Below are 24197 nucleotides of genomic sequence, written 5' to 3'. Positions count from 1 at the left end.
ACCGGCTCCGTCGCTGCACCGTCGTCGGCGCGGACGTCAGCGACGTCACCGATATCGCCCGCCACGAGCCAAGAGATCTCATCCTGCGCAAGGTTGGACATATCACCATTGTGCCCGCCACCACCCCCGAGGCGCACGGCCGCCGGGCCGGCGCCACGCCGGAGAAATCGACGCCCACACGCGGCACACCCGGGGGAAAGGCATACCGCCATGCCCGCCCCCTCCCCTCGCACCCTGCGCCCCCGCACCCGCCCCACCGACAACACCGACCACGCCGTGCACCGGGCCCGGCGACACCCACCGACCACACCGACAAACCGGCCACACCGTACGCCGGGCCCGACAGCACCCGCCGACGGCGCCGCGGCACCTCGGCGTCTCCCGGATTCGATGGTGGGCGGGTGCCGGCTGTACGACTCGGGCGCGCCGCGTGGCGGGATCGATCACCATCCGACTTCACGCCGAGTCGAGGCCGAGTGGGATATCCCCCGCCTCGCCGCGAGTGCCGAATCAATTCCGCGCGGCGGAGCCGTCCTCGTCTTCCGGCCAGTGCGTCGCCAGGCCCAGGCGCCGGTGCAGGTCGGGGTCGAGGAAACCGGTGATCTCGGCGATCCGGCCGCCCCTGAGGGTCAGTACGTTGACCGCGGCGAGCCGAAACGAGCGGGCACCCGGCTCGCGGGTGTAACAGGCGTACCCGGGCTGTCCGTTCGCCGGGAACGGCTTCAGCCGCCACCCGGCGGCGAACACCCGCTCGGCGAAGAACCGGCCGACATCCTCGCGCCCGTCGAACCACGCGGGCAACGGCGCCATGGTGAGGCGCGCGTCCGCGGCGAGCAGTTCGAGCAGCGCCGGCACGTCGGCACGCTCCCACGCCGAGCCGAACGCGGCCACCGCCGCACTCCGGCCGGCCTCGCCGAGCAGCGCCGCCTCGTCCTGCTGCGATGCGGCCGGCAACCGCCGACCGACCGTGCTCCGGGCCCGCTGGAGCGCGGCGTCGACCACGGCCGGTGTGCTGTCCAGGATGTCGGCCACCTCCCACACCGAGAACTCCGGCACCTCACGCAGGATCAGCACCGCGCGCTGCGCCGCGGGCAGCGACTGGAGCGCCGCGACGAAGGCCAACTCCACGCTCTCGCGCCGCAGATACCGGGCGGCGGGGTCCGCGTCGAGGTCGACCCCGGCCGGTTCCTCGTCCGGCCACGGCTCCAGCCAGATCGGCCCGGGCACCGGTTCGCCGAGCCGGGCGGTGTCCCTACGGGCCGGGCCGTGGTCCGGGGACAGCAATCGGCGGGGTCGGCGGGTACTCGATTGCAGGCACACATCGGTCGCGATCCGGTACAGCCACGTGCGCAGCGCGGCGCGGCCCTCGAAGCCGGTCGGGCCGCGCAGCGCGGCGAGCAGCGATGCCTGCGACGCCTCCTCGGCGTCCTGTATCGAACCGAGCATGCGATAGCAGTACGCGGACAACTCGCGCCGGTATCCCGCCACCAACCGCTCGAACGCCGCTTGGTCACCCCGACCGGCAGCGCGCAGCAACTCCGCCTCGGGCACCGCGTCCACGTGGTCCATCGACCGATCATGCCGGCTCTCCGCCTCGGCGCCCGTGAACCGAACGGTCGCCGGGCACACGCGACGACCGGGCCGCACTCGAGTGCCCCCGGCCGACGCGAGATGATCACCGCATGCACCAGATCATCTTGATGTCCGATCCACGCGTGGCCGCCATCCCGGTGCGGGACTGCGACGAGCCGCTCGTGGACGTCCGCGTGGACGGCTCGCTGCCGGTGGACCCGCGGCAGGAGGAGCACGCCGCCGCTTTCGCGTTCCTGCGCGTGGGCGTGCTCGACCGATTGATCAAGGCCCAGGAGGCGCTGCCGCACGGGCTGCGACTGCTGTTCGTCGAGGGATATCGGCCGCCGTCCCTGCAACGGCTCTACTTCGAGGAGTACGCGGCCGAGCTGCGGGCCGCCAACCCGGACTGGTCCGCCGACCGGATCCACGTCGCGGCCAGCCGCTACGTCTCGCCGCCGGACATCGCCCCGCACAGCGCCGGGGCGGCGGTCGATCTGACCCTGGTGGGCCCGGACGGGCACGAACTCGACCTCGGCACTCCGATGAACGCCAGTCCCGAGGAGAGCGACGGCGCGTGCTACACCGGCGCCGAGAACATCACCGCGACCGCCCGGGCCAACCGCGACGTGCTCGGCACCGCGCTGACCGCCGCCGGCCTGGTCAACTACGCGACCGAGTGGTGGCACTGGTCCTACGGCGACCGCTACTGGGCCCTGGCCACCGGGGCCGAGGCAGCCCTGTACGGGCCTCGCGAACTCGACTGACGCCGGCATCGGGCACCCGAAGACGACGGCGGGTGCCCGCGGACGTCGGTGGATAGGGTTCGTCTTTCGGACCATCCAAGGAGGCGGCACGTGGTCGACATCGGCAGACTCACGCCGGCGGACCGGGCGGACTGGGAGCTCCTGTTCGAGGGCTACAACTCCTTCTACGAGCGCACCCTGGCCCCCGAGCTGTTCGACCGGGCCTGGGCCGCGTTCCAGGACGACACCCGGATGCACGCGCTGGGCGCGAAGGTGGACGGCCGACTGGTCGGCATCGCCCACTTTCTCGTGCATGCCAGTACCACGACGCCGGACGTCTGTTACCTCCAGGACCTGTTCACCGCGCCGGAGGCCCGGGGGCGGGGCGTGGCCGGGGCACTGATCGCCGCGGTGACCGAATGGGCCCGCGAGCGGGAGTGCTCGCGGGTGTACTGGTCGACCCACCAGGACAACACCACCGCCCGGCGGCTCTACGACCGGGTAGGGCTGAACCGGGGCTTCGTGCTGTACCAGATCAACCTCCGACCGCGGATGATCCCCTAGGGAATGTATGCGCCGCTGAACATCGGTCGGTCGGCCAAGATCTCATTGTGCAGTGGCGCAGCACGGTCCGGGATCCTCGTTCAGGCTTGGGCGGGCCGGTCAGCGAGGTCGAGAACCATGGCGTTGTAGAACGGCGCGCCCTCCCATGGGTGCGATACGCCGACGGTGCGGTATCCCCACGACGCGTACGCGGACTGCGCCGGGGCTGCCTCCGGTTCCGGGCGGACGGTGAGTGTCACCCGTTCGACGTGCAGGCCCTCGAGTAGCGCGGCGTGGAGAGCAGCGGCGATACCGTGGCGGCGCCACTTTTCACGGACCGCGAGTTCGAGGATCACCCACGTGCGGTTGCCGTCCTCGCGCTTGAAGTCGTCCGCGAGGACTTCATCCACGTTGTTCCACCACCCGGTATCGCGGGGGAGAAGGTATCCGTACGTGAACCCGATGACGTCTTCGCCGTCGCGGGCGATGATCAGACGCATCCCCGGCCGTTGCGTGTGGAAAAGGTAGTGGTCGATGAACTGGGCTACGTCCGAGGGGCCTTCGCTGTACGGCGGTTCGGCATAGACCTCCTCGTAGGCCGGCAGGAAGGCGTCGAGCTGTCCTGCGGCCTCCTGGCCCTGGTATCGCTCGTACGTCACCTCGGTCTCGGTCATCACGCTGCCCCCTTCGTTTTCACGTATTCGGCCAATTCGGCGGTGGCCTCCCGGGCGGAGACGGCGTCGACGGCGCGCAGCGAGCCGACCACCTCGGTGAGACGTCGCATGACGCGTCCCGATTCCACCTCTTCCAGGTCGGTCAAGCTTGCTACGGCTTGGGCGGCGCCTTCGTCGACTTCCCCGGCGCCGATCAGGCCCCGGGCCAGAGTGAGGCGGTACAGGGCCCGGTTGCGTCCGTAGTTGGCCTCCTGATGGGCAAGCGCGGCTCGCAAAAACGCGGTTGCCGCTTGGTGGTGGCCGAGTTCGGTGTAGAGGAGTCCTTGCGCGTAGTCCAGCTCGGCATGCCCGTGGAACGCGGCCCACTCGGGCGATGGGCGGCCGCGCCCGTTGCGGTCGACGAGCCGCAGGGCGTCGCTCATGCGACGTCGAGCGGAGGTGTCGTCGGCCAGCAGCGACAAAGCGCGCGCTTCCCGGGCGGCGATGAGGGATTGCAGGATCGGCGACCCGAGGCGGGTCGCACGGTCCTGGGCGGCGCAGGCCGAGTCGAGGCCGTCGCGGGGCCGTCCCTCGTGGCACGCCTGGAGGCTCATGGAGGAGAAGACCAGGATTTCGAGGTTGGTGTCGCGGAGCATCGTGGCCGTCGTCAGGGCCTCGCCCCAATAGCGTCGCGCGTCGTCTTGCTTGTCGGCGTCGTAGTACAGCCAGCCGCAGTGCTCGGCGACCTCTCCCGAGAGAAGCCGGAGTTGACGACCGATCGTGTCCGGGTACTTGCTGGTGTTGATGATCCGGCGGACGCGACTCAGGTGGCGGACGGCCAGGGATCGGACGTCGCTGCCGCCGTACGCCGCGTCGAGTTGGAAGAGGACGTGGAGGCCGGCCCGGAGTTCGAGCAGATGTGTGGTGCCGATGGCGCCGGTGCCTCCGGCCGGGCTCAGGGGGACCACGTGGGCGGGCAAGCTCAATGCGGAGGCTGCGCCGATGGAGTCGGCCAGGAACGCCCGTCGGTCCACGCCGGTGCCCTTCTGTGCGAGGAGTGGTGCACTCCCCACGGTGACACTTGGCGGTGGTCCAGGAAACCCGATCTCGCTTGGGCAGACGGCGAACATGGCGTGGAGAGTCCTCCAGGCGCGCGCCCGGGGTGCAGGTGGGTCGGGTTGACGCCACCGGCGGTACTGGCGGTCCGTCAGGGTGACCGCTTCGCCGAGCAGGTGTGCCGCAGTGTGGAAGGCCCGCAGAAAGTCCGCCGGCTTGTCCCAGCCGCGCGCACTACAGGCGTGTTCGAAGGGCGTCTGCTCCGGCACTACGTCACCTCCGTGATCTGAATCACTACGAACGGTAGCGACTCTCCGGGCGCCGCAAGGTCCGTTGTCCACGAAAGGTCCGGCCGAAAGTCCGCCGGAATGTCCGGTGGCACCGGTTCTACGGGCGTTGGCTGGTTCGAAAGCTCGACAAGCACGCATTGGCCATCGACCCGCTCGGAAGTTGCAGAGCAATGCCGAGCACACACGCGGAGGATGCCCCTCGTGAGTGATCGACTCACCGCGGTTCGTGTCCTGGAGACCAACGACCCGGGACAGCCCGTACAGCTCCAGCTCCAGGTGAATTGGGACGAGCCCGACGGCCGAGACTTCGACGTCACCCTGACTCAGCTCTGGGAGTTGCACGCGCACATCGGCGCCCGGCTCGCCCGATACCCCGCGCCCTCGCTGACGGCTGGTGATTCGCGATGACGAGTCGTTCGCCGGGTGTTCGCCATCTCAACGCCGGACGTCCCGCACGTCTGGTGGCGTTCGGGACATGGCTGTCGTCGGCCGCGCCTTCGAAGGCGCAGGCACATGTGCAGTGGTACGAGTCGGGCGCGGCATGGCTGCGCCCGGGGATGGTGTTCTCGGCCGTCGTTGTCCCGGCCCGGCTGGTTCACGTCGCGCTCCGGGTGCGGAAACCGGAAGAGTGCGTCGAGCCATTGGCGCGGTTCCTGGCCGGTCCGGTGTTCTACAGCCCCCCGGGGCCGAGCACGAGTCGTACACGGCGCTGCTGCCGGTGGCCGAGGGACGGACGTGGCGCGAGCCGCAGACACGACCGTGCTCGGGTCAGGCGCTGCTGTGGGTGCCGGCGCCCGGCCGGTACCTGCCGGCGACCGATGGGGGTCCTTGGTGGGTTGTCGCCGGTGGCGGCGACTCGTTGTGCGCGGCGGTCGACTTGACCGCGCTCGTTCTGCGCTCTCGCACGGAACCCTTGCGGTGGTCGGGGTGATGAGGCGCCGATGGTTGCCGTCGAGACGGGCCACGGTCCACCGGGTCGTAGGACCTGCACGGGAGAGCGCTGCGGTGAGGAGTACCGCCTCGACGAGCCACCCGAGCGCCGCCGGCAGCCAGGTCTACACGAGGTGCCTGCCGTCCCGGCGGGAATCCGCCTGGGAGGCCCGCCGGTTTGTGACCTCGGCGCTGGCCGCGTGGGGGCTCGCCGACGACGACGGCCAGGCGCTCGTCGTCATCAGCGAGTTGGTGTCGAACGCCCACCTCCACGCCGCTACCCCGACGATCCGCGTCGGTGTGCGGCGGGTGGGGCCGCGACTGGTGCGGGTCTTCGTGGTCGACCGGTCGGACGTCATGCCGCTGGTCCGGCCCCCGGATACCGGTTCCGTCGGCGGACGGGGCCTGACGCTGGTGGACGCGCTGTCCGAGGGCCGGTGGGGGGTGGATCCGTTGCCTGTCGGCAAGCGGGTGTGGGCCCAAGTATCGGTGACCGCAGCGGACGGTCCCACGTGAGGGGCGAGTCATGGATCGCCGATGGGTGGTCGGCCTGTGTTGGCGATGCGAGCAGGTCGACGTGCCGGTGTTGTGGCTCGGCCCCGTGCACACCGACTACGAGGGCCCCGGACCGTTCTACACCTGCGAGCCGTGTATCCGCCGCCTCGAAGCCCTCGTCCGCACCTACCAAGACCAGCGGGCCAGTGAATAGCGAAGCGATCCGCCGCCCTTGTCGTGAAGGAATCCACGATGTCCCTTGATTCTTCTGCTCCTTCGGACACGTCAGCGGAGGGGGTGAGCCGTGGGAATGGCTGCTGGAAGCGGCCCCGTTGGCGCCGCAGGCGCGCGCCGAGTGGGCGCACGCTCGGGCCGGTTGGTTCATGCCGGGGACGGTGTTCTCCGCCGTGTCGCTCCCGGCCGGGGCGGTTCACGCCGCGATCGGCAACTGGCGGACGTTGAACCAGTTCGCCGAACACCTCACGTCGGTGGTCGACGGGCCGATGTTCTACCGGCCGAGGACGCGCGGCAGTGACGACGACACGTACACGGGTCTCGTGCCCTACTCCGTGGGTCGCCGCTGGGTCGTGCCGTTGACGACCCTGGAGCCCGCTGACCGGCCCCTGCTCATCCCCGCGCCCGATCGGTACGCGCCGGAGCGCACCGGCCCGTGGTGGGTGGTCTCGGTGGAGGAATCGAAACGCTTCTGTTCGACACAGGCATTGACCCGGCTCGTCAACGCCGGTCGCGGAAGGTGGCTGGGCGAGTGACCCGGAAGGCACGGGAGCAGACCTTTCGGCGCCTGGACGACGCGGTCAGGGACGCGTTCGCCGGCCGGCTCGACGTCCGTCCGCCCACTGCGGTGTACGGCTGACCCAGATCTGTCCCCTGCCGCCGCCCGCTCCCGGTCGTATGAGACGGGCGGCACCCGGTCCCGCAGACCGTCTTGCGCGGCTGCGGGGCCGGTCTCCCATCGCCCCACACCCGGCCGGAGAAGCCGCGCCCACCGCGAGGCCGGGCGTGGGGCACCGACCACAGAACGTGCAGGAGGTTGGTTCGAGTGCACAACAGGAACAGAGTCGATCCCGAGAGACTGCGCCGTCTGGACGAGGCAATCGCGGAGGCCGGCGCCGGGTGGTACCTGCCTCGCGAGCCCCACGACTCCTACCTGACCGAGGTGTTCGAGCACCCCGACCGGGGCGGAATGTACGACGCCTTGGACTGCCCGACGGGATCCCACGTCACCCTGCTCCGCGAGTTCCCGATCGACGGCACCGGGCCGGTCTGGTTCAAGGTGCTGCCGGCGGGGACCGGCGTGGACGACATCGGGCCCCGCTGGCTGGTCGGTACCGCGGCTCAGGTGCACGACTGGTACACGGAGTACCGGCAGTTCCTGATCGACACCGGTTGGCGAATCGCCGATTCGACGAGCATCAACGTCGAAGTCATCGAGCCGGCTCGGCTCGTCTCCTGATCAGCCCATCGAACTCCCGCCCGGCCGTGCTGTCTTGCGCCCCGGCCGGCGAGGGGGCCCATCCCATCTCATCGTGGAGGTCCACGTGACCGCACGTCCGATCAGCACCGGAGATCAAGCCGCGTCCTGCTACTTCCGAACGACGGTCGATCACCCATACCGCAAGGCACTCGTTCAGATCTGCGAGCCGTGCAACATGCTGTGCCGCCACTGCTTCGTCAGCGCCACGAAGCGCGGCACGTTCATGTCCGTCGTCCAGATCCGGGAGCGGTTGATCCCGGCCCTCCTGGCGGCCCGGGTCACGCGCGTCACGGTGACCGGCGGGGAGCCCTTCGTCCACGAGGACCTGATCGAGATCGTCGCGGAGTTCCGCGAGGCCGGGCTCTCCGTCGGCGTCTGCACCAACGGCACGGGCGTGAGCGACGCGGACGTGACCGCGCTGGCCTCGCTGGACGCCCACATGAACGTGAGCCTGGACGGGTTCGCGGAGGAGTCGCACTCCGTGTTCCGCGGCCTCCCCGGGTGCTTCGAGGAAACGGTCGGGACGATCCGGCGGTTCGCTGCGGCCGGCATCCTCCAGGGTTTGCTGTGCACCCCGAACAACCTCGCGGAGGACGAGGAGTGCCGGAAGCTGGTCGAGTTCGCCCGGGATCAGGGCGCGAAGTATGTGCTGATGAACCCGCTGGGCTCGATGGGGCGGGGCGCGTCCAAGTCGGCGCAAGAGAAGCTGCGCACGCCCGACGAGCAGATGCGGGAGATCCGGCGGATGACCGCACCGTTCGAGGCCGACGGCCTGGAGATGGTGAACATCCGGTTCCCCAACGCGGCTAAGCCGCTGGCGCCGTGCGAGGCCGGAAACATCATCTATGTCTTCACCGATGGCGGTGTGGCGATCTGCCCGTACCTGGTGTTCGCCGCCCGGGCAAAGGTTTCCCGGCACCCGGACACCGACTTCCTTGTCGGGAACGTGTGGGAGCACGACGATGTCGCGGCGCGGCTGGACGTGTACGGCAAGTTCGGCGACCGCTGGGATCTGGGTGGCAACTCGACGTGCGGGGCCTGCTCGATGTCGGCGTCGTGCGGGAAGGGATGCCCCGCGGCGGTCGTGGCCGCCGGGGAACGGATCGGCGCGGTCGACACCGAGCAGTGCCCGATCGTCCCGAGGCAGGCACGGATACTGCCCGTGGTCGGTGCGTGATGGCCGGGGAGTTCTTCACGATCGACGGGCCGGGCGGCGTGGGGAAGTCGACGGTGACCGCCGCCGTGGCGCTGGAGTTGCGGACGATCGGCGTGGCGGTGTACCAGACCCGGGAACCGAGCGACACCCCGCTGGGGCTGCTCGCGCGCAACGGCACCGACACGTACCAGGGTATGGCGATGGCGTGCCTGATCGCGGCGGACCGGTACGCGCACCTGGACGAGGAGATCCGGCCGGCGCTTGCGCGCGGCGAGACGGTCGTGTGTGACCGGTACGTCGCCTCGTCGCTGGTGCTCCAGGTCCTGGACGGCGTGGACCTCGATGTGGTGTGGGAATTGAATCGGCACGCCGACATGCCCGACGTCGCCGTGATCCTCAATGCCCGCACCGACGTGATCGAAAGGCGGCTGACCGGCCGTGGCGCGCACAGCCGGTACGAGCGCGACCCCGCCGGCACTGCGCGGGAATGCGCTGCGTTCCGCGAGGCCGCTACTTTCCTCATGGCCGCCGGTGTGCGCGTCCTCCAGCTCGACGCGAGCAACGACGGCCCGGCCGCCGTCGCCAGTGCCGTGGTCGCGGCCGTCAGGGGCCCGTGGATGAAAGGCAATTCATGACCAGCCCGAGCACGCTCGACGTGCTGACGTTCAACCTGAACAACCCGAGTCGGCAGCGGGCCGAGCGCCAGCTCGCCTGTCTCGCGGCGCGGCCCGAGCAGGTGTATGTGCTCACCGAGACGGCCGACAGTGCCGGGTGCGCGTTCCTGGAGGAGCGGTTCACCGCGGCCGGGTATTCGGTGGCGTTCCCCCGGCCCGAGCAGCGCGGCGAGCGCGGCGTGATGGTCGTCAGTCGTCTTGCCACCCGCCCGGCGCCGTTCGCGGTCGGGTACCTGCCGCATCGCGCGGTCGCGGTCGCGGTCGACACCGACCGGGGGCCGCTCGACGTGATCGGCCTGTACGTGCCGTCGCGGGACGCGTCGCCGGAGAAGCGGGAACGCAAGGAGCGGTGGCTGAGGGAGTGCGCTGCGGTGCTTCCCGATGGCCGGACCGGCGCCCGGGTCGTGCTCGGGGACTTCAACGTCCTGGAACCCGATCACACGCCGCGCTACCGCTTCTTCGCCCCGTTCGAGTACGACTTCTACGGGGCGTTCGGCCGGGCCGGGTATACGGACGCGTTCCGAGCCCTGCACGCGGACGCACTCGAGTATTCGTGGGTCGGGAAGACTGGTGACGGATACCGCTACGACCACGCGCACGTCTCGGCCGGCCTGAGCGGTGCGCTGCTCGGTTGCTCGTACGTCCACGAGCCACGCACCGGCCCGGACCGGCTGACCGACCACTCGGCGCTGACTGTGCGGCTCGCCGTCACCGCATCGGTGCCGCTGTCGGTGACCGACCCGACGCGGGCAGAGGAGCCCGTGCCCGCCCTGTTCTGACACCTGTACGACCGTGGGAGAAGTGGATGGACACGAATACCTGGAAGCAGATCGACCGGCTTCGTGACTGGCTGGACGAGAACGCCGGCGAGCAGACCGAGCGGGAACGCACGCTGCTGCGCGTACTCAAGATCGGCGAGGAGTACGGGGAGGTCTCCGAGGCCCTGCATGGCGCTCTCGCCGCGAACCCCCGCAAGGGCGCGTCGCACTCGTGGGATGACGTGCGGAAAGAGCTGGTGGACGTCGCGGTGACGACGCTGGTGGCACTCGCGACGCTCACGCCCGACGCGCAGAAGATCTTCGACGAGCGGCTCGACGGGCTCGTGGATCGCGTGCTGTCGCCGTCTACCGAGCCCTCGTAAAGCCTGGACGCGAGAGGAAACGGGCGGCCCAGGTAATGGAGCAGAGTCGGCCTTGCTGGGCCTCGCTCGAATGAGCGTGACGAACGCTCGGGCTCATCCGTTAACCGTAGACAGACGTGTTTCGGCCATTGCCGTTGCGCGTCGGGTCGCCCGCCCCTTCGGGGGCGTGGTGGCCGGCGGGTGGCCGTGCTCCGCAAAGCTGTGATTGGCCCGCTGAGCAGGGGCTCGGTGCCGTGTCTGGCGCCGGGCCCTTTGCTTTGTTCGAAGGTTCGCCCGCCCGTGCACCCGTGGGCGCACGGGCCCGTGCCGATCCGGGTAATGTCGGGCTGGAGCGGGCCGAGACGTGCCGAGGCGGGTTTGCGTTAGTCGAGGTCGCGGCATTTGCGCAGGTCAGATGCGGTCCCGCACGAGGGGACGACACCCGGATGCACGCGCTGGGCGCGAAGGTGGACGGCCGACTGGTCGGCATCGCCCACTTTCTCGTGCATGCCAGTACCACGACGCCGGACGTCTGTTACCTCCAGGACCTGTTCACCGCGCCGGAGGCCCGGGGGCGGGGCGTGGCCGGGGCACTGAACCGGGGCTTCGTGCTGTACCAGATCAACCTCTGACCGCGGAGACCCTCCGGCCACGACGAACCTCCGCCCGCGGCGACCCTCCGACTGCGGAAGCGCTCCGAGTGCGGAGGTGCCCCGGCTGCGGAGAGGCTCCGATTCGCGCGATCCGACGCGGCTCCCTTGGTCAGAGGCCCAGTTGCGCGCCCAGCACCGCGGGGGCCTCGGCGAGGGACGGGCCGTACCAGGTGAGGTGGCGTCCGCTGACGAGCGCGGTCGGGATGCCCGGGAACGCCTCGGGGCCGTCCTCGGCGTCGAACGCGTAGGGCTCGTCCGGCAGCACCACCAAGTCCGGTCCGGTGGCCAGGAGTTCCTCCAGGGAGACCTTGGGCCAGCGCTCCGCGTGGGTCGCGAGCACGTTCTCGACGGCGAACCGGGAGAGCACATCGGCGGCGAAGGTGTCCCGGCCGGCCGCCATCCACGGGCGGCGCCACACCGGGATGATCGCCCGCCGCGGCCGAGCCGGCGGTACCGCGGCCCATGCGGCCCGACACCGGTCCAGCCAGGGCGGGGCGGGCAGCCGGCAACCGTGCACGAGCATGCGCTCCAGCGCCGTGAACGCCTCGTCCAGACCGCGAACCCGGGTCACCCAGACGGCGATTCCGGCCGCACGCAGGGCGGCCAGATCGACGGCGCGGTTCTCCTCCTCGTTGGCCAGGACCAGGTCCGGGGCGAGCGCACGGATCGTGTCCAGGTCGGGATTCTTGGTGCCGCGGACCCGGACCACGTCCAGTTCGGCGGGATGCGAGCACCAGTCGGTGGCACCGACCAGCAGACCGGGCGCACTCGCCGCGACCGCCTCGGTGAGCGAGGGGACGAGCGAGACCACCCGGCGCACGTCGGCCGGCACGGGCACGGTGAGGTCGAGATCGTCACGCATGGCCCGACCCTACGGCGCGAATGCGGCCCGCGGTCCCGCGGGCGGCGCGCACCGCGTCCGGGCCCGCCGGGCGGCGCAACCGCATCCCGTCGCCGTCGGCCGCGATCCGTACCGCCGCCGATGTCGCGTGCCGGCGGGCCTGCCCTTCGTCGGCGATCGAGGTGGACCCTAGGGTGGCTGCATGACCACGAGCACGGAAAATGGCGCCTCGGGCAGTACCGGCGACACCGACGGCCACGTCGACACCGGTCTGTTCGACGCATTGCGGACGGACGCGATAACCGACCTCACGGGCCTGCGCGAACTCTACGAACAACCCGGCGCGGCGGCGGCCGCCAAGGAGATGGACCGACTCACCGAGAAGACCCGGGCGCTGGTCGGCTGCGCGTCGCTGGTCTTCGTGGCCAGCGCGGACGCGCAGGGCCGTTGCGACGTGACCCCGCGCGGCGGGCCGGCCGGCTTCGTCACCGTGCTGGACGACCGCACCCTGGCCATCCCCGACGCCACCGGCAACAAGCGCCTGGACACGCTGCGCAACGTGCTGGAGACCGGCCGGGTCGGGCTGCTGTTCGTGATCCCGGGCCGGACCACGACCCTGCGCGCCAACGGCCGCGCATGCGTGTCCGCGCGACCCGAGTTGCTGACGCGGTTGACCGCCGTGGGCAAGCCGCCGGTGAGCGCCCTCGTGGTCGAACTGGACGAGGTCTACCCGCACTGCCCCAAGGCCCTGCTGCGCAGTTCGGCCTGGAAGCCGGAGGGTTGGCTGCCCGCCGACGCGCAGCCGAGTTCGGCCGAGGTGACCCTGGCCCAGCTGCGGATGCCCGGGTTGACCATCGAGGACATCCGCCAGGCGGAGGCCGACTCGCTCAAGTACCGCTACGAATAGCCCGCAGGGCCGGGGGCAGGACGACCGGCCGGCATCGGGGTTGGCAACGGCCGGAACCGGGGAATCCCACCTCCGTTCCGGCCGACGCCCCCACACTCGACGCCCCGTCGATCCGCCGACCTGCCGACCTGCCGACCTGCCCGATCCGACCCACCCGATCCGACCCATCGAGCGACGTCCCGCAAAACCCCGCGAGATCCCTGGAGTACGCCCCCGTGGATGCCTTGCCGCCCGCCGACCCCACCCTGCTGCATCCGATGCCGGGGCAGTCGCGCGTGGTCCTGCTCAAGCCGCTGGTGACCTCGCCGCTGATCGACGTCGGCGAATTCTCGTACTACGACGACCCGGACGATCCCACCGCGTTCGAGACCCGCAACGTGCTCTACCACTACGGCCCGGAGCGGCTGGTGATCGGCCGCTTCTGCGCGTTGGGCGAAGGCGTCCGGTTCATCATGAACGGGGCCAACCATCGCATGGACGGGCCCTCGACCTTTCCGTTCCCGATCATGGGCGGATCCTGGGCCGAGCATTTCGACCTGATCACCGGGCTTCCGGGTCGAGGGGACACGGTGGTCGGCAACGACGTGTGGTTCGGGTATCGGTCCACCGTGATGCCCGGTGTCCGGATCGGCAACGGCGCGATCGTCGCCTCCGGCGCGGTGGTGGTGGACGACGTCCCGGACTACACCATCGTCGGCGGCAACCCGGCCCGCCCGATCCGCGCCCGGTACGACTCGGCGGACATCGCCCGCCTGCTCGAACTGGCCTGGTGGGACTGGCCCATCGAGCACATCACCCGCCACCTGCGCACCATCATGTCCGGCACGGTCGCCGACCTGGCCGCGGTCGCCCCCGACGCGGGCGCCGCGGGCGAGCGGTAGCAAGAGCGCGCGGCGCCGCCGACGGAGGGCGCCGCGCGAAGCAGGGCCACAAAACACACGCGCGGGCACGGGCGCGGCGCAGGGAGGTCAGTGCCCGGGGTCGCCGGCCGCGAGGAGGGTTTCCGCCAGCCGGCGGGCCCGGGCGGCCGGGGCGGGGGTGCGTTCGCGCAGGGCGGTGACGATGGCGCCGTCCATCAGGAGGGCGAACTGCCTTGCCTGTAGGGCGGGTTCGGCCACCTCGGCGGTGCTCAGGAGTTGTTCGAGGTAGGCGACCACGCTTTCCTTGTGGGCCGCCGCGACCCGGTGCGCGGGACTGTCCGGGTCGGCGGACTCGACCATCGTGTTGATGAACGCGCAGCCCCGGTAGTCGTTGTGCGCGAACCGCTCGGCGAGTGCGTCGAAGACGGCGAGCGGGTGGCCGCCGAGCGCATCGACCCGCTCCGCGAGCCAACTCCGCCAGCGCCGGTCGCGAGCCTCCAGGACGGCGACCACGAGGTCGTCCTTGCTCGGGAAGTGCCGATACAACGACGCGCGGCCGACGCCCGACTCGGCCAGGATGCGTTCGATGCCGACGGCGCGGATTCCCTCCGCATAGAAGAGTTCCTCGGCGGTGGCGAGCAGACGGTCTCGGGCTTTGACAGGCACGTTCGGATCCTAACTCCCCTTGACCAAAAACGGTACCGATCAGTACCGTCTGCAAAACGGCACCAATCGGTACCGTTTCTGATCCGCTCCAGACCCACGGGGGTCCGCATGTCGTCCACACCCGCCCCGGCCACCGCTCCGGCAGCCGCCCACACCACGCCCGAGGGGCCCGAACAGCCCGACACCGAGGAACTCCTCGCCCGGGTCGCCAAGCAGCTCGGCCGGGTGCCGAACCTGTACGCGGCGCTCGCGAGCGGCCCGGCCGCCCTGGAGGGCTACCTCGCGATGCGCGATCACCTCACCCGGGGTGTCCTGCGCCCGCGCCTGCGCGAGCAGCTCGCGTTGCTCATCGCGCAGGAGAACGAGTGCACCTACTGCGTCAGCGCCCACTCCCTCCGCGGCGGCCTGATCGGACTGACCGAGGAACAACTCCTGGCCACCCGCGACGGGCACGACGCGGACCCGCACACCGACGCGATCCTGGGCCTGGCCCGCGCCGTCGTGCGCACCCGCGGCCGGGTCTCCGACGCGGACCGGGCGGCGGCCCGCGCGGCCGGCGTCACCGACGCCGAGCAGGCCGAGATCGTCGCGCACATCGCCCTGAACACGCTGTCCAACTACTACAACCACCTCGCCCGCCCGGAGCTGGACTTCCCGGAGGTACGCGCATGACCGGAGCCACGGAAACGGGCACGGGCACGGGCACGGGCGCGGCCGCGAACGCCGTCGCGCGCACGACCGGAGGTACGACCCACGGCCGAGGCGCCGCCCCGGCCGGAAGCACAACCACGATCGGAGCAACAGGCATGACTCGCACCTGGCACGACGCGTCCGTCGAACTCGTCGACCACTATGCGGTGATCGGCGCGGACGGCACACCCACCGGCTCGGTGCCGGCCGCCCGGGTCGCCATCGAGGGCGGTTTCGCACACCTCGACATCCCCGGTACCGGTGTCGTCCAGGTCGTCTCGGCGCCGGCCGTACGGCTGATCACCTATCGCGCGGAGCACGTCGCGCGGTGAGTGGCCCTGGGCGCGCCGGCCGGTACGGGGGTACGGCCGACGCGCCCGGTCGACACCGCATCCCGCCACCGCATCCGGCATACGCGCCGTCGGGGTCGGGTAGTCGCGATGAGTTTTCCCGGCCGCTCCGGTCCACCCTTCATGGACTCGAACGACGACGCACAAGGAGTCACCCCATGACGCCGGACCTGCAACCGCCCGCCGCGGCCATCGCCGGACTCGTGGCCGGGCTCGACGACTCCCGGCTCGACGATCCCACCCCGTGCACGGACTACACGGTCCGCGATCTGCTCTCCCACCTGGTCGGCCTGACCGCCGCGTTCCGCGCCGCGGGCCGCAAGGAGTTCGGCCCGCTGACCGACACCGCCCCCGGCGGGCCGATGCCCCCGCTGGATCCGGACTGGCGGATGATCCTGCCCCGGCAGCTGGACGAGTTGGTGGCCGGCTGGCACGAGCCGAGCGCGTGGCAGGGCATCACCCGAGCCGGTGGGGTGACCCTGCCGGCCGAGGTGATGGGGCTGGTCGCCCACAACGAACTCGTGCTGCACGGTTGGGATCTGGCCCGCGCCCTGGGCCGGGACTACACGGTGGACCCGGCGAACCTGGAAACGTCGCTGGCGTTCCTGACCCCGTTGCCGGATGCCGAGGACTCTCCCGACGCGCAGGGCCTGTTCGACCCCCCGGTGCCGGTACCGGGCGACGCCCCGCTGCTCGACCGGGTGGTGGCCCTGGCCGGCCGGCCGCCGACCTGGCAGCCGTCGACGGATTGACCCGCCCGGAGCCGGCGGCGTCGGTGCCGCCGTACCCGACCCGGGCGGCCCCGGCGGCGGCCCGGTGGGCTCAGTGGTGGAAGCCCGGTGCCCGGCCCTCGGTCGGCATCGGCCCGGTGAGGCGGTCCAGGAAGGTGACCTCCTCGTCGATGTCGTCGAGGAGGTCCCGGGCCAGGTCCATGCCGAGGCCGTTGCGGACCACGATCCGCTGCACGGTCACGTCGGCGAGGTTGTCGGGCATCGGATAGGCCGGCACCTGCCAGCCCTTCATCCGCAGCCGGTCGGACAGGTCGTACAGGTTCCAGTTCTCGGTGTGGCCGGCCTTGAGCCGCCACGCGAACACCGGGATGTCCGAGCCGTCGCTCCACAGTTCGAACGCGTCCATCGCGTCGATCCCGGCGGCGAGCCGGTGGGCCACGTCCTGGGAGGACTTCTGCACGGCGTGGTAGCCGCTGCGGCCCAGGCGCAGGAATTGGTAGTACTGGAGCAGGACCTGTGCGCCGGGACGGGAGAAGTTCAGCGCCAGGCTGGGGGTGACCCCGCCGAGGTAGCTGACCCGGAAGATCAGGTCCTCCGGAAGCAGGTCCGCGCTGCGCCACACCACCCAGCCCAGGCCCGGGTAGACCAACCCGTACTTGTGCCCCGACGTGTTGATCGAGTGCACCCGCTCCAGCCGGAAGTCCCACTCCAGGTCGGAGTGCAGGAAGGGTGCGATCATCGCGCCGGAGGCGCCGTCGACGTGGATCGGCACATCCGATCCGGTGTCGCGCTGGATCTTGTCCAGGGCCCGGGCGATCTCGCCCACCGGCTCGTAGTCGCCGGTGTAGGTGACGCCCATGATCGCGACCACGCCGATCGTGTTCTCGTCCACGTAGGCGGCCAGGTCGTGGCCGTCCAGCGTGCGGTGCTCCTCGCTGATCGGCACCAGGCGGGCCTCGACGTCCCAGTAGTTGCAGAACTTCTCCCACACCACCTGGACGGCGGAACTCATCACCAGGTTCGGCCGGTCGGTGGGCTTGCCCGCCGCGCGGCGGGCGTGCTGCCAGCGGCGCTTGAAGGCGAGCCCGGCGAGCATGCAGGCCTCGGACGAGCCGATCGTGGAGGTGCCGATCGTGTGTTGCGGGTCGGGCGCGTTCCACAGTTCGGCCAGCATCTTCCAGCAGCGGTCCTCGACGGTCGCGGTGTGCGGGTACTCGTCCTTGTCGATCATGTTCTTGTCGACCGACTCGGCGTACAGCCGGGCCGCGTGGTCGTCCATCCAGGTGCCGACGAACGTGGCCAGATTCTGCCGGGCGTTCCCGTCGAGCATCATCTCGTCGTGCACGATCCGGTAGGCGGTCTCCGGCAACATCTCGCCGATCGGCATCCGGTAACGCTCGACGGCAACGGCCTCGCCGGGACGGGCGAAGATCGGATTCACCGCGACGACGTGCTCCTGCGACATGAAACCGACCCTTCGGTGCGATGTGCCGTGCCCCTCCACGCTCGACGGGCGGACGAGGCGGCACAACCGGGGCGGACCGAAAGGGTGGGCCGACCCGCTCCGCCGGTGCGCGGGCGACTGCGCACGACCTCGCGGGTGGGCGCGGCGGCGGTGGCTACCCTCGCGGTGATCGAGGTCGGCGACATGCACCGGCACCTGTCGGCGCGGTGAGCGGCGTGGTCATGCCGTACGCGACGAGCCGGATCCACCGGGTGCGCCTGGCCGGCACGCAGGTGAGCGCGCCCGCCCGGTCGGTGGACGCGGGAGCGTCAAGGCGTCGGTTCGGGCGTGCGCGGGTCCCGTCGGGCGATCAGGCGCGCGGTGGGGCCGGTGGGCAGGACGGGCGGCGGTTCGGTGGGCTCCGGCAGCGGCTTCGGCAGCGGACGCGGGGTGCGATCCGGGCCGAACTCCAGGGCGACCACGTGTTCGCGCAGGGTGCGGTCGAGCAGTACGACGGAGGCCGCCTCCGGCACCACCGCACCGCCCTGTACGGACAGCGCCAGCAACAATTGGGCGAGGCCGCGCCGGTGTCGGTCGAAGACCCGTCCGGGAACCCAGCGCCCGCGCTTCCGCTGGCCGGCCAACGCGTCGGCCGCGTCCACCGCGAGCAGCACCAGGTGCAGTTCGCGGCGCTGCCTGGCGGCGGAGCGGGCCAACCAGCGGCGCATCCACGGCCGGCTGCCGCAGTCGTGCACCAGTACCGGTCCCCCGTCGCGCACGTGCGCGCGCAGCCGTCGCACGTGTTGCAGGCGCACCCATGGGCGGTAGACCGCGTACGGCAACCATCGGGGCATCCTGGCCTGATACTCGACGTGCGCCGTGCGCGGGTCGATCACCGTCGCCGATCGGGACCAACGGTCGAGCAGCGTGCTCTTGCCGCTGCCGGGCAACCCGGAAACCACCACGACGGCGCCGGTCGGATAGCCCAACACGGCGGGCCCGCGCGCTCGCCCGCGCAGGTCGACGAGCCCGCGCGGATGCAGCGGCAGTCCGGAGTCGGCCGCCGGGTCCTGCTCGGCATCCGTCCGGTCCGGCCCCTGCGTCCCGCCCACTGTCGGCTCCCCCACAAGCGCACATCCTCACAGGTCGCACCGCCTGCGGGGCGGCCGGGGCCGCCAACGATAATCATCGTCGACGCCCGCTGTCCCCGACACCACGATCCGGTCGCCGATCGGCTCGGCCGCGCGCGGGGTGGTCCGTACGGCGGGTGCCGGTCGTGCCTGGGTCAGCGGTCCTCGACGATCAGGCCGAGGAGGTGGGCGAGGGCCGGGGCCAGGTCCAGGAGTTGGGCGCTGTCGATGGTCGCGCCGCGCAGGGCGTCGAGCCCGGAGGCGATGTCCGGGGCGCCCGCCTCGCGCAGGTCGACCCGGCTCAGTTGCGCGTTGTCGAGCCGGATCCGCTCCAGGGTCGAACCCGGGAAGGACACGTCGGTCAGCGTCGCGCCGGCCAGGTCCACGTCGCGCAGCAGGCAGTCCACGAAGGCGACCTCCCGAAGCTTGGTCTTGCGCAGGTTGACCGAGTCGAACTTGCAGTGGTGGAAGACCACTCGTCGCATCGTGGCGCCGAATGCCTCGATCCCGGCCAGCACGCAGGCGGCGAACTCGGCGTCCATCCACGACGTCTCCACGAGGTCGGCCCCCACGACGCGCACGCCGTGCAGCCATACGTCGTCGAAGCGGGAACGCCGATACCGGCCTCCGGTGAACGTCACCGTCGAGAAGGCCGACGAGGTGAAGGCGGACCCGCCGGCCTCCACCTCCGCGAACGCATCGCCGTCGAAGTGCGCGAACTCGTGGTCGCCGTCCCGGTCGAGATCGCCGTCGAAGGCCACGAGCCGGTGGGCGTACGGCAGTTGGGCCAGTTCACGGGGGCTGCGGGCAGGCATCGGGATCCTCCACGGACGCATCGACGGGACCGGTTCCGGTCGGGCACCCCGCCCGAGACCGGGGACCGGTCGGCGCAGCGGGGGAAGTGCCCCATGCCTATCGCGCGGCGCGACGTTTCGCCGAATCGATGGAAGCGCGGAAGGGGGTCGACGCGATGGCCGCATGCACGGCACGATCGGCGCGACAAATCGCCGTATTCACCGGCGAAACGACACCTGTAATCTTTGTCACGCGACGTCATCGGGAGCGGAATTCGCCGCGTGCCGGGCCCCTGCCATTCGCCGATCGGGCCTCCCACCAGGCCCGTTGCCCGCCGGCAAGCCGGCGGGCGGCCCCGCGCCCGACCCTCGCGCCGGATTCCCTGAAAAGCATTCTGCGGTCGGACCCCGCTTGGCGCTCGTCGTTTCCCGCACACCGGGCCCCGGCCGGACGGTGACGATGCCATAGGGTAGTGAGTATCGAATCGATACCGAGGGGTGTGGGTGGTCGTGAACGGTACGGTGACGGCGGTGAGTCGAAGCTCGGAGCATCTGTTCACGAAGCCGAACCAGGGCAGCATCCGCCTGCTCGCCGGGCTCGGCGTCGAGGGTGACGCGCACCTCGGCGTCACCGTGCGGCACCGCTCCCGCGTCGCCGTCGACCCCACGCAACCCAACCTGCGCCAGGTTCACCTGATCCACGCCGAACTACACGAGGAACTGGCCGTCGCCGGCTTCACCGTCGCGGCGGGCGAACTGGGCGAGAACATCACCACCCGCGGCATCGACCTGCTCGGCCTCCCCACCGGAACCCTGCTGCACCTGGGCGCCGAAGCGGTGGTCGAGGTGACCGGCCTGCGCAACCCGTGTCCCCAGATCAACGCCTTCCGGAACGGCCTGCTCAAGGCCGTCGTCGGCCGCGACGAAGCCGGCAACGTCGTCCGCAAGGCGGGCATCATGGCCGTCGTACGAACCGGCGGCGACCTCCGCCCCGGCGACCCGATCCGCGTCGAACTCCCCCCGCCGCCGCACCGCGCACTCGAACGCGTCTGATCGGCCGGCCCGATCGCATCGGGGCGACGCCGGGCGGCAGTCGCCGGCCGAGGCGCCGGGGCGGGCGGCGTCAGGGCTGTTGCTTGCGCTGCGCCATGATCGCGGCCAGTTCGGCCACGAGGTACTCGTCGGTGGCGGCCTTGTCGATGCCCAGGCCGGTGAGCACCCCCGTGCCGTCCTCCAACTCCAGCAGGGCGAGCAGGAGGTGCTCGGTGCCCACGTAGTTGTGGCCCAGCCGCAGGGCCTCGCGGAAGGTGAGTTCCAGGACCTTGCGCGCCGACGCGTCGTACGGGATCAGGTCGGGCAGCACCTCGCCGCTCGGTGCGGGCAATCCGGCGAGCACCGCCTCCCGCACGGCCTCCGGGGTCACTCCCTGGGCGACGACGGCCCGTACGGCGAGCCCCTGGGGCTCCGCCAACAGCCCCAGCACCAGGTGCGCCGGCCCGATCTCGGCTCGGCCGGCCGCGCGGGCCTCGTTCTGCGCCGCCATCACCACGTTGCGGGCCCGGTCGGTGAAGCGGCCGAAGCCCTGGCTGGGATCGAGGTCGGCCTCTCCGGACCCCTTCGCGACGAAGCGCTTCTGTGCCGCCTGCTTGGTCACGCCCATGCTCGTACCGATGTCCTTCCAGGACGCCCCCGATCGGCGTGCCTGGTCCACGAAGTGCCCGATCAGGTGATCGGCCAGTTCGCCGAGGTGGTCCGAGACGATCACCGCGTCGGACAGTTGGTGGAGGGCGTCGGAATGGGTCTTCTTGATGGTCTCGATCAGGTCGTCGAGCCGAACCGGATTCGTCATGCGCACGGGATTCTCCATGCGTCAACCGTAGGTTGACGATCTAGGTTCGTCAACCACAAGTTGACGATTGGGTCGATGTCCCGATGCCCCTTCCTCGTGCCCGACGGATCCGCGCAGGTCGGACCGGCGCCGGCGGCACCGGCTCCGCACGCGGTTCGCGGCGAGCGAGCACGGCGCCGGTCAGGACCGGGCTCCGTCCGTCGCCCCCGTCGGGCCCTGCCCCTCCCCCGGCCCCGCCGGCCCGTCCAGCATCGTCCGGGCCGAGCGCACCTCCCGGCGCACGTCGGTGAGTGCGTCGTGCGGATCCTCGGCGGCGGCCGGCCGCGCCGGGCGGGCGGCCGACTCGCCGGTGCGCATCGAGGCCGCCAGCGCACGCAGTTCGGCGGCCATGTGCGCGGCCGCCTCCGGCGAGGGCGGCGGCGCGCCGTGCGCGGTGCGTACCGCCGCCGCGGTGCCGGTGTCGATCACCCGCTCGACCGCGACGATCAGCGGCCACCACGCCGCGGCCCGGGCACCGGCCGGCGGCGGCTCGCCCAGCGCACGCTGGAACTCGGTACGCACATCGGACAGATCCCGATAGATCCGCCGCCGGGTCCGGGCCCGCGCGGCCTGATCGCTCCGCTCGTCGAAGGCGCACTCGATGTAGCGCGCGGTGTCCTCGACCGCGGTGGCCAACCGGGCCCCCACCCGGGTGTGCCAGCTCTCCGGCCACAACACATAGCCCGCGACCAACACGATCGCGCAGCCGATCAGGCTGTCCACCAGACGCGGCACCAGCAGCCCGACACCCTGGTGCCCGAGCAGGTCCGACAGGATCAGGATCAGCGGGGTGATCACCGCGGTCTGATAGCCGTAGCCGCGCCGGGAGAGTATCGGCAGCGCCGCCGCGAGCACGAGCACGACCGGCACCTCCCACCCGCCGCGCGGCACGAACTCCAGGATCACCCCCGCGACCACCAGCCCCGCCGCGGTGCCCAACGCACGCAGCAGCGCCCGGGAGAAGACCGAGCCGAAGTCGGGCTTGAGCACGAAGGTGACGGTCAGCGGCACCCAGTACGAGCGCGGTACATCCACCGTGGACACCAGCGCCTGGGCCACCCCGATGCACAACGTCAGCCGCAGCCCGTACCGCCAGGACTCCGCCGACACCAGCAGGTCGCGCGCGCCGGCGGCCAGCCGCTCGGGCAGCGCGCCGGGCCGGCCGACCCGATCGGCGGCGCGGTAGGCACCGGCGAGCGTCTCCCGTGCGTGCGCGATCGCGGCGGCGACCGCGCGGTCGGCGGGGTCGGTCACCGCCGCCGGCGGCAACACGCCGGCGGGCACCGTACCCGCGCGGACCCCCGCCGCGATCTCGCGCACCGTGGCCACCTCGGTCTCGCCCACCGTGCGGTCCTCGGCGTGTACCGCGGTGGCCGCCTCGACCAGCAGACCGACCGAATTCAACAGCGCCACCAGGCGAGACATGCCACGACTGCGCCCGGGGGCCACCGCTCGTCGGCCGAGCAGCAGGTCGTACGCGTGGTTGAGGGTCAGCGTCACCTCGGCCCGAGCCGCCTCCCAGTCCGCGGTGCCGGCCGCGGCCAACATGTCCGCGGTGGCGTCGTAGGCATCGGCCACCGCGACCCGTTCGGGGATGCGCGAGCGCGCAGGCCATGCGAGCAGCGCCATCACCAGCACCAACCCGGTCCCCAGCAGGGTCAACATCGGCGCCCGCCACCACGGCGACGGCATCGGCAGGCCCGCGCCGATCACCGCCATCAACAGCAGGTTCAGGCCCGACGCGGAGGCCACCGCACCGATCGTGCTGATCATCCCGGCGACCAGGGCGACCGCCGTCAACATCGCGACGGCGGACCAGCCGTGTCCGAACTGCCAACTGCCGAGTGCGAGTCCGATCGCACCGACGATCTGCGGTACGGCGATGTTGAGCACGCGCAGCCGGTAGGCATCGGCGGTGTCCCCGAAAACCGCGCCGAGCGCGCCGATGGCCACCAACGCGCCGGACGCGCTGTCCCCGACCGCCACACCGACCGCGAGCGGCGCCGCGATACCGATCGCGGCGCGCACCGCGGCCGCCTTCGGCATCGGGCCGGGGTTGGCTCGCAGTGTCAGGGTGAGCCACTCGGGCGGCGCGAGTCGGCCCGACCGGGCGCCGCCGTCCTCGGTATCCCGCGCACCGTCGGCGCGGCCGCTGCCCTTCGGATCCTCGGGTTCGGTCATGGTCATCACAGGATTCCGAACGAGGCGAGGTGAACGGACAAGGCACGCGGGGCCGGACGAGTACGGCATTCCGCTTCGCGGACCACGTTATCGAGCCCCTGCCACGCAACGACGACCGGCCCGGTCGGCCCGGGCGAACCGCCGCGCCGGCCCGTGCGGACCGGTGGCCGACTCCAGGCCGTCGAGGAGCGCTCGGCGGACCGGGGGCCGGCCGACGGCGGGCTTGCGCGGGTGGTCGCGTGGCCGGTCCCACTGCGGAGGCGGGGGTGGTCGCGTGGCCGGCCTCACTGCGGAGTGCGGGGGTGGTCGCGTACCCGGTCCGCCGCGGACCTGCG

At 71.4% G+C, this 24197-nt stretch carries 28 protein-coding genes; 18 read left to right on the top strand and 10 right to left on the bottom strand.

Annotation, left to right across the window (positions count from 1 at the left end):
- Positions 1-510: 510 nt before the first annotated feature.
- Positions 511-1569, bottom strand: a complete 1059-nt coding sequence (locus ACIBM5_RS08040; RefSeq protein WP_396005978.1) for an RNA polymerase subunit sigma-70 — start codon at positions 1567-1569, stop codon at positions 511-513.
- Between the two features lie 113 nt (positions 1570-1682).
- Here ACIBM5_RS08040 and ACIBM5_RS08035 point away from each other — a divergent pair, with 113 nt between their 5' ends.
- Both ACIBM5_RS08035 and ACIBM5_RS08030 read left to right on the top strand, forming a co-directional pair.
- The gene (locus tag ACIBM5_RS08035) at positions 1683-2336 is read left to right on the top strand and encodes a M15 family metallopeptidase (RefSeq protein ID WP_391584185.1); all 654 of its coding nucleotides are present in this window, start codon (positions 1683-1685) and stop codon (positions 2334-2336) included.
- 90 nt (positions 2337-2426) lie between these two features.
- Positions 2427-2879: a GNAT family N-acetyltransferase gene (locus ACIBM5_RS08030; RefSeq protein WP_396005977.1), complete on the top strand. Its 453-nt coding sequence runs from the start codon at positions 2427-2429 to the stop codon at positions 2877-2879.
- Positions 2880-2959: 80 nt separating this feature from the next.
- Here ACIBM5_RS08030 and ACIBM5_RS08025 read toward each other — a convergent pair whose 3' ends face one another.
- Positions 2960-3532, bottom strand: a complete 573-nt coding sequence (locus ACIBM5_RS08025; RefSeq protein WP_396005976.1) for a GNAT family N-acetyltransferase — start codon at positions 3530-3532, stop codon at positions 2960-2962.
- A complete protein-coding gene (locus ACIBM5_RS08020) occupies positions 3532-4836 on the bottom strand; it encodes a hypothetical protein (protein ID WP_396005975.1) in 1305 nt (434 codons plus the stop codon). The genes ACIBM5_RS08025 and ACIBM5_RS08020 overlap by 1 nt, the downstream gene beginning before the upstream one ends.
- Positions 4837-5058: 222 nt before the next feature.
- Between ACIBM5_RS08020 and ACIBM5_RS08015 the strand changes: the two genes are divergently transcribed.
- From ACIBM5_RS08015 to ACIBM5_RS07970, 10 genes are all read left to right on the top strand, one after another.
- Positions 5059-5265 carry a hypothetical protein gene (locus ACIBM5_RS08015; RefSeq protein WP_396005974.1) on the top strand — a complete coding sequence of 69 codons (207 nt, stop codon included), beginning with the start codon at positions 5059-5061 and terminating at the stop codon, positions 5263-5265.
- 597 nt (positions 5266-5862) lie between these two features.
- Entirely contained in the window at positions 5863-6303 is a 441-nt protein-coding gene (locus ACIBM5_RS08010; RefSeq protein ID WP_396005973.1) for an ATP-binding protein, read from the top strand.
- Between the two features lie 10 nt (positions 6304-6313).
- Positions 6314-6496 (top strand): hypothetical protein, encoded by a 183-nt coding sequence (locus ACIBM5_RS08005; RefSeq protein ID WP_396005972.1) that lies wholly within the window; start codon positions 6314-6316, stop codon positions 6494-6496.
- A 169-nt stretch (positions 6497-6665) separates the two neighbouring features.
- Positions 6666-7052 (top strand): hypothetical protein, encoded by a 387-nt coding sequence (locus ACIBM5_RS08000; RefSeq protein WP_396005971.1) that lies wholly within the window; start codon positions 6666-6668, stop codon positions 7050-7052.
- A gap of 290 nt (positions 7053-7342) precedes the next feature.
- Entirely contained in the window at positions 7343-7756 is a 414-nt protein-coding gene (locus tag ACIBM5_RS07995; protein WP_396005970.1) for a hypothetical protein, read from the top strand.
- 85 nt (positions 7757-7841) lie between these two features.
- Positions 7842-8954 carry a radical SAM protein gene (locus ACIBM5_RS07990; protein WP_396005969.1) on the top strand — a complete coding sequence of 371 codons (1113 nt, stop codon included), beginning with the start codon at positions 7842-7844 and terminating at the stop codon, positions 8952-8954.
- Positions 8954-9568 carry a dTMP kinase gene (gene tmk, locus ACIBM5_RS07985; protein WP_396006372.1) on the top strand — a complete coding sequence of 205 codons (615 nt, stop codon included), beginning with the start codon at positions 8954-8956 and terminating at the stop codon, positions 9566-9568. Before ACIBM5_RS07990 ends, tmk begins: the two co-directional genes overlap by 1 nt.
- Positions 9565-10386 (top strand): endonuclease/exonuclease/phosphatase family protein, encoded by an 822-nt coding sequence (locus ACIBM5_RS07980; protein ID WP_396005968.1) that lies wholly within the window; start codon positions 9565-9567, stop codon positions 10384-10386. The genes tmk and ACIBM5_RS07980 overlap by 4 nt, the downstream gene beginning before the upstream one ends.
- Positions 10387-10412: 26 nt before the next feature.
- Positions 10413-10748: a MazG-like family protein gene (locus ACIBM5_RS07975; protein WP_396005967.1), complete on the top strand. Its 336-nt coding sequence runs from the start codon at positions 10413-10415 to the stop codon at positions 10746-10748.
- Between the two features lie 425 nt (positions 10749-11173).
- A complete protein-coding gene (locus tag ACIBM5_RS07970) occupies positions 11174-11359 on the top strand; it encodes a GNAT family N-acetyltransferase (protein WP_396005966.1) in 186 nt (61 codons plus the stop codon).
- A gap of 130 nt (positions 11360-11489) precedes the next feature.
- Here the strand turns inward: ACIBM5_RS07970 and ACIBM5_RS07965 are convergent, their stop codons facing one another.
- Entirely contained in the window at positions 11490-12242 is a 753-nt protein-coding gene (locus ACIBM5_RS07965; RefSeq protein WP_396005965.1) for a helical backbone metal receptor, read from the bottom strand.
- Positions 12243-12423: 181 nt separating this feature from the next.
- Between ACIBM5_RS07965 and ACIBM5_RS07960 the strand changes: the two genes are divergently transcribed.
- Positions 12424-13128 (top strand): MSMEG_1061 family FMN-dependent PPOX-type flavoprotein, encoded by a 705-nt coding sequence (locus ACIBM5_RS07960; RefSeq protein ID WP_396005964.1) that lies wholly within the window; start codon positions 12424-12426, stop codon positions 13126-13128.
- A gap of 257 nt (positions 13129-13385) precedes the next feature.
- Entirely contained in the window at positions 13386-14009 is a 624-nt protein-coding gene (locus tag ACIBM5_RS07955) for a CatB-related O-acetyltransferase (RefSeq protein ID WP_396006371.1), read from the top strand.
- An 87-nt stretch (positions 14010-14096) separates the two neighbouring features.
- Here the strand turns inward: ACIBM5_RS07955 and ACIBM5_RS07950 are convergent, their stop codons facing one another.
- The gene (locus ACIBM5_RS07950) at positions 14097-14654 is read right to left on the bottom strand and encodes a TetR/AcrR family transcriptional regulator (RefSeq protein WP_396005963.1); all 558 of its coding nucleotides are present in this window, start codon (positions 14652-14654) and stop codon (positions 14097-14099) included.
- Between the two features lie 108 nt (positions 14655-14762).
- On the opposite strand from ACIBM5_RS07950, the gene ACIBM5_RS07945 reads away from it, so the two are divergent.
- The 3 genes from ACIBM5_RS07945 to ACIBM5_RS07935 all read left to right on the top strand — a co-directional run bounded on the left by ACIBM5_RS07945 (position 14763) and on the right by ACIBM5_RS07935 (position 16446).
- On the top strand, positions 14763-15326 hold the full coding sequence (locus ACIBM5_RS07945; protein WP_396005962.1) for a carboxymuconolactone decarboxylase family protein: 564 nt from the start codon (positions 14763-14765) through the stop codon (positions 15324-15326).
- A gap of 134 nt (positions 15327-15460) precedes the next feature.
- Entirely contained in the window at positions 15461-15676 is a 216-nt protein-coding gene (locus ACIBM5_RS07940; RefSeq protein ID WP_396005961.1) for a hypothetical protein, read from the top strand.
- A gap of 176 nt (positions 15677-15852) precedes the next feature.
- A complete protein-coding gene (locus ACIBM5_RS07935; RefSeq protein ID WP_391584192.1) occupies positions 15853-16446 on the top strand; it encodes a TIGR03086 family metal-binding protein in 594 nt (197 codons plus the stop codon).
- A 70-nt stretch (positions 16447-16516) separates the two neighbouring features.
- On the opposite strand, the gene ACIBM5_RS07930 is transcribed toward ACIBM5_RS07935, so the two are convergent.
- The 3 genes from ACIBM5_RS07930 to ACIBM5_RS07920 all read right to left on the bottom strand — a co-directional run bounded on the left by ACIBM5_RS07930 (position 16517) and on the right by ACIBM5_RS07920 (position 19814).
- Positions 16517-17890 (bottom strand): glutamate decarboxylase, encoded by a 1374-nt coding sequence (locus ACIBM5_RS07930; RefSeq protein WP_396005960.1) that lies wholly within the window; start codon positions 17888-17890, stop codon positions 16517-16519.
- A 308-nt stretch (positions 17891-18198) separates the two neighbouring features.
- Complete coding sequence (locus ACIBM5_RS07925; protein ID WP_396005959.1) at positions 18199-18981, bottom strand: AAA family ATPase; 783 nt, start codon at positions 18979-18981, stop codon at positions 18199-18201.
- A 173-nt stretch (positions 18982-19154) separates the two neighbouring features.
- The gene (locus ACIBM5_RS07920; RefSeq protein ID WP_396005958.1) at positions 19155-19814 is read right to left on the bottom strand and encodes a pentapeptide repeat-containing protein; all 660 of its coding nucleotides are present in this window, start codon (positions 19812-19814) and stop codon (positions 19155-19157) included.
- A gap of 501 nt (positions 19815-20315) precedes the next feature.
- Here ACIBM5_RS07920 and ACIBM5_RS07915 point away from each other — a divergent pair.
- Entirely contained in the window at positions 20316-20846 is a 531-nt protein-coding gene (locus tag ACIBM5_RS07915; protein WP_396006370.1) for an MOSC domain-containing protein, read from the top strand.
- Positions 20847-20916: 70 nt separating this feature from the next.
- Here the strand turns inward: ACIBM5_RS07915 and ACIBM5_RS07910 are convergent, their stop codons facing one another.
- Positions 20917-21660, bottom strand: coding sequence for a Clp protease N-terminal domain-containing protein (locus ACIBM5_RS07910; protein WP_396005957.1), 744 nt, complete (start codon positions 21658-21660; stop codon positions 20917-20919).
- Between the two features lie 162 nt (positions 21661-21822).
- Positions 21823-23868, bottom strand: a complete 2046-nt coding sequence (locus ACIBM5_RS07905; RefSeq protein WP_396005956.1) for an FUSC family protein — start codon at positions 23866-23868, stop codon at positions 21823-21825.
- Between the last annotated feature and the right edge of the window lie 329 nt (positions 23869-24197).

This window comes from Embleya sp. NPDC050493, assembly GCF_044458105.1.
Lineage (GTDB): Bacteria > Actinomycetota > Actinomycetes > Streptomycetales > Streptomycetaceae > Embleya.
The sequence above is the reverse complement of the archived record's forward strand: the minus strand, read 5'-3'. Positions and strand labels throughout refer to the sequence as shown.

Excerpts from the sequence above, each read along its gene's own strand:
- ACIBM5_RS08040 (WP_396005978.1), bottom strand. The coding sequence starts at position 1,569 with ATGGACCACGTGGACGCGGTGCCCGAGGCGGAGTTGCTGCGCGCTGCC.
- ACIBM5_RS08035 (WP_391584185.1), top strand. The coding sequence starts at position 1,683 with ATGCACCAGATCATCTTGATGTCCGATCCACGCGTGGCCGCCATCCCG.
- ACIBM5_RS08025 (WP_396005976.1), bottom strand. The coding sequence starts at position 3,532 with ATGACCGAGACCGAGGTGACGTACGAGCGATACCAGGGCCAGGAGGCC.
- ACIBM5_RS08005 (WP_396005972.1), top strand. The coding sequence starts at position 6,314 with ATGGATCGCCGATGGGTGGTCGGCCTGTGTTGGCGATGCGAGCAGGTC.
- ACIBM5_RS08000 (WP_396005971.1), top strand. The coding sequence starts at position 6,666 with ATGCCGGGGACGGTGTTCTCCGCCGTGTCGCTCCCGGCCGGGGCGGTT.
- tmk (WP_396006372.1), top strand. The coding sequence starts at position 8,954 with ATGGCCGGGGAGTTCTTCACGATCGACGGGCCGGGCGGCGTGGGGAAG.
- ACIBM5_RS07980 (WP_396005968.1), top strand. The coding sequence starts at position 9,565 with ATGACCAGCCCGAGCACGCTCGACGTGCTGACGTTCAACCTGAACAAC.
- ACIBM5_RS07975 (WP_396005967.1), top strand. The coding sequence starts at position 10,413 with ATGGACACGAATACCTGGAAGCAGATCGACCGGCTTCGTGACTGGCTG.
- ACIBM5_RS07970 (WP_396005966.1), top strand. The coding sequence starts at position 11,174 with ATGCACGCGCTGGGCGCGAAGGTGGACGGCCGACTGGTCGGCATCGCC.
- ACIBM5_RS07965 (WP_396005965.1), bottom strand. The coding sequence starts at position 12,242 with ATGCGTGACGATCTCGACCTCACCGTGCCCGTGCCGGCCGACGTGCGC.
- ACIBM5_RS07960 (WP_396005964.1), top strand. The coding sequence starts at position 12,424 with ATGACCACGAGCACGGAAAATGGCGCCTCGGGCAGTACCGGCGACACC.
- ACIBM5_RS07955 (WP_396006371.1), top strand. The coding sequence starts at position 13,386 with ATGCCGGGGCAGTCGCGCGTGGTCCTGCTCAAGCCGCTGGTGACCTCG.
- ACIBM5_RS07945 (WP_396005962.1), top strand. The coding sequence starts at position 14,763 with ATGTCGTCCACACCCGCCCCGGCCACCGCTCCGGCAGCCGCCCACACC.
- ACIBM5_RS07940 (WP_396005961.1), top strand. The coding sequence starts at position 15,461 with ATGACTCGCACCTGGCACGACGCGTCCGTCGAACTCGTCGACCACTAT.
- ACIBM5_RS07935 (WP_391584192.1), top strand. The coding sequence starts at position 15,853 with ATGACGCCGGACCTGCAACCGCCCGCCGCGGCCATCGCCGGACTCGTG.
- ACIBM5_RS07930 (WP_396005960.1), bottom strand. The coding sequence starts at position 17,890 with ATGTCGCAGGAGCACGTCGTCGCGGTGAATCCGATCTTCGCCCGTCCC.
- ACIBM5_RS07920 (WP_396005958.1), bottom strand. The coding sequence starts at position 19,814 with ATGCCTGCCCGCAGCCCCCGTGAACTGGCCCAACTGCCGTACGCCCAC.
- ACIBM5_RS07910 (WP_396005957.1), bottom strand. The coding sequence starts at position 21,660 with ATGGAGAATCCCGTGCGCATGACGAATCCGGTTCGGCTCGACGACCTG.
- ACIBM5_RS07905 (WP_396005956.1), bottom strand. The coding sequence starts at position 23,868 with ATGACCATGACCGAACCCGAGGATCCGAAGGGCAGCGGCCGCGCCGAC.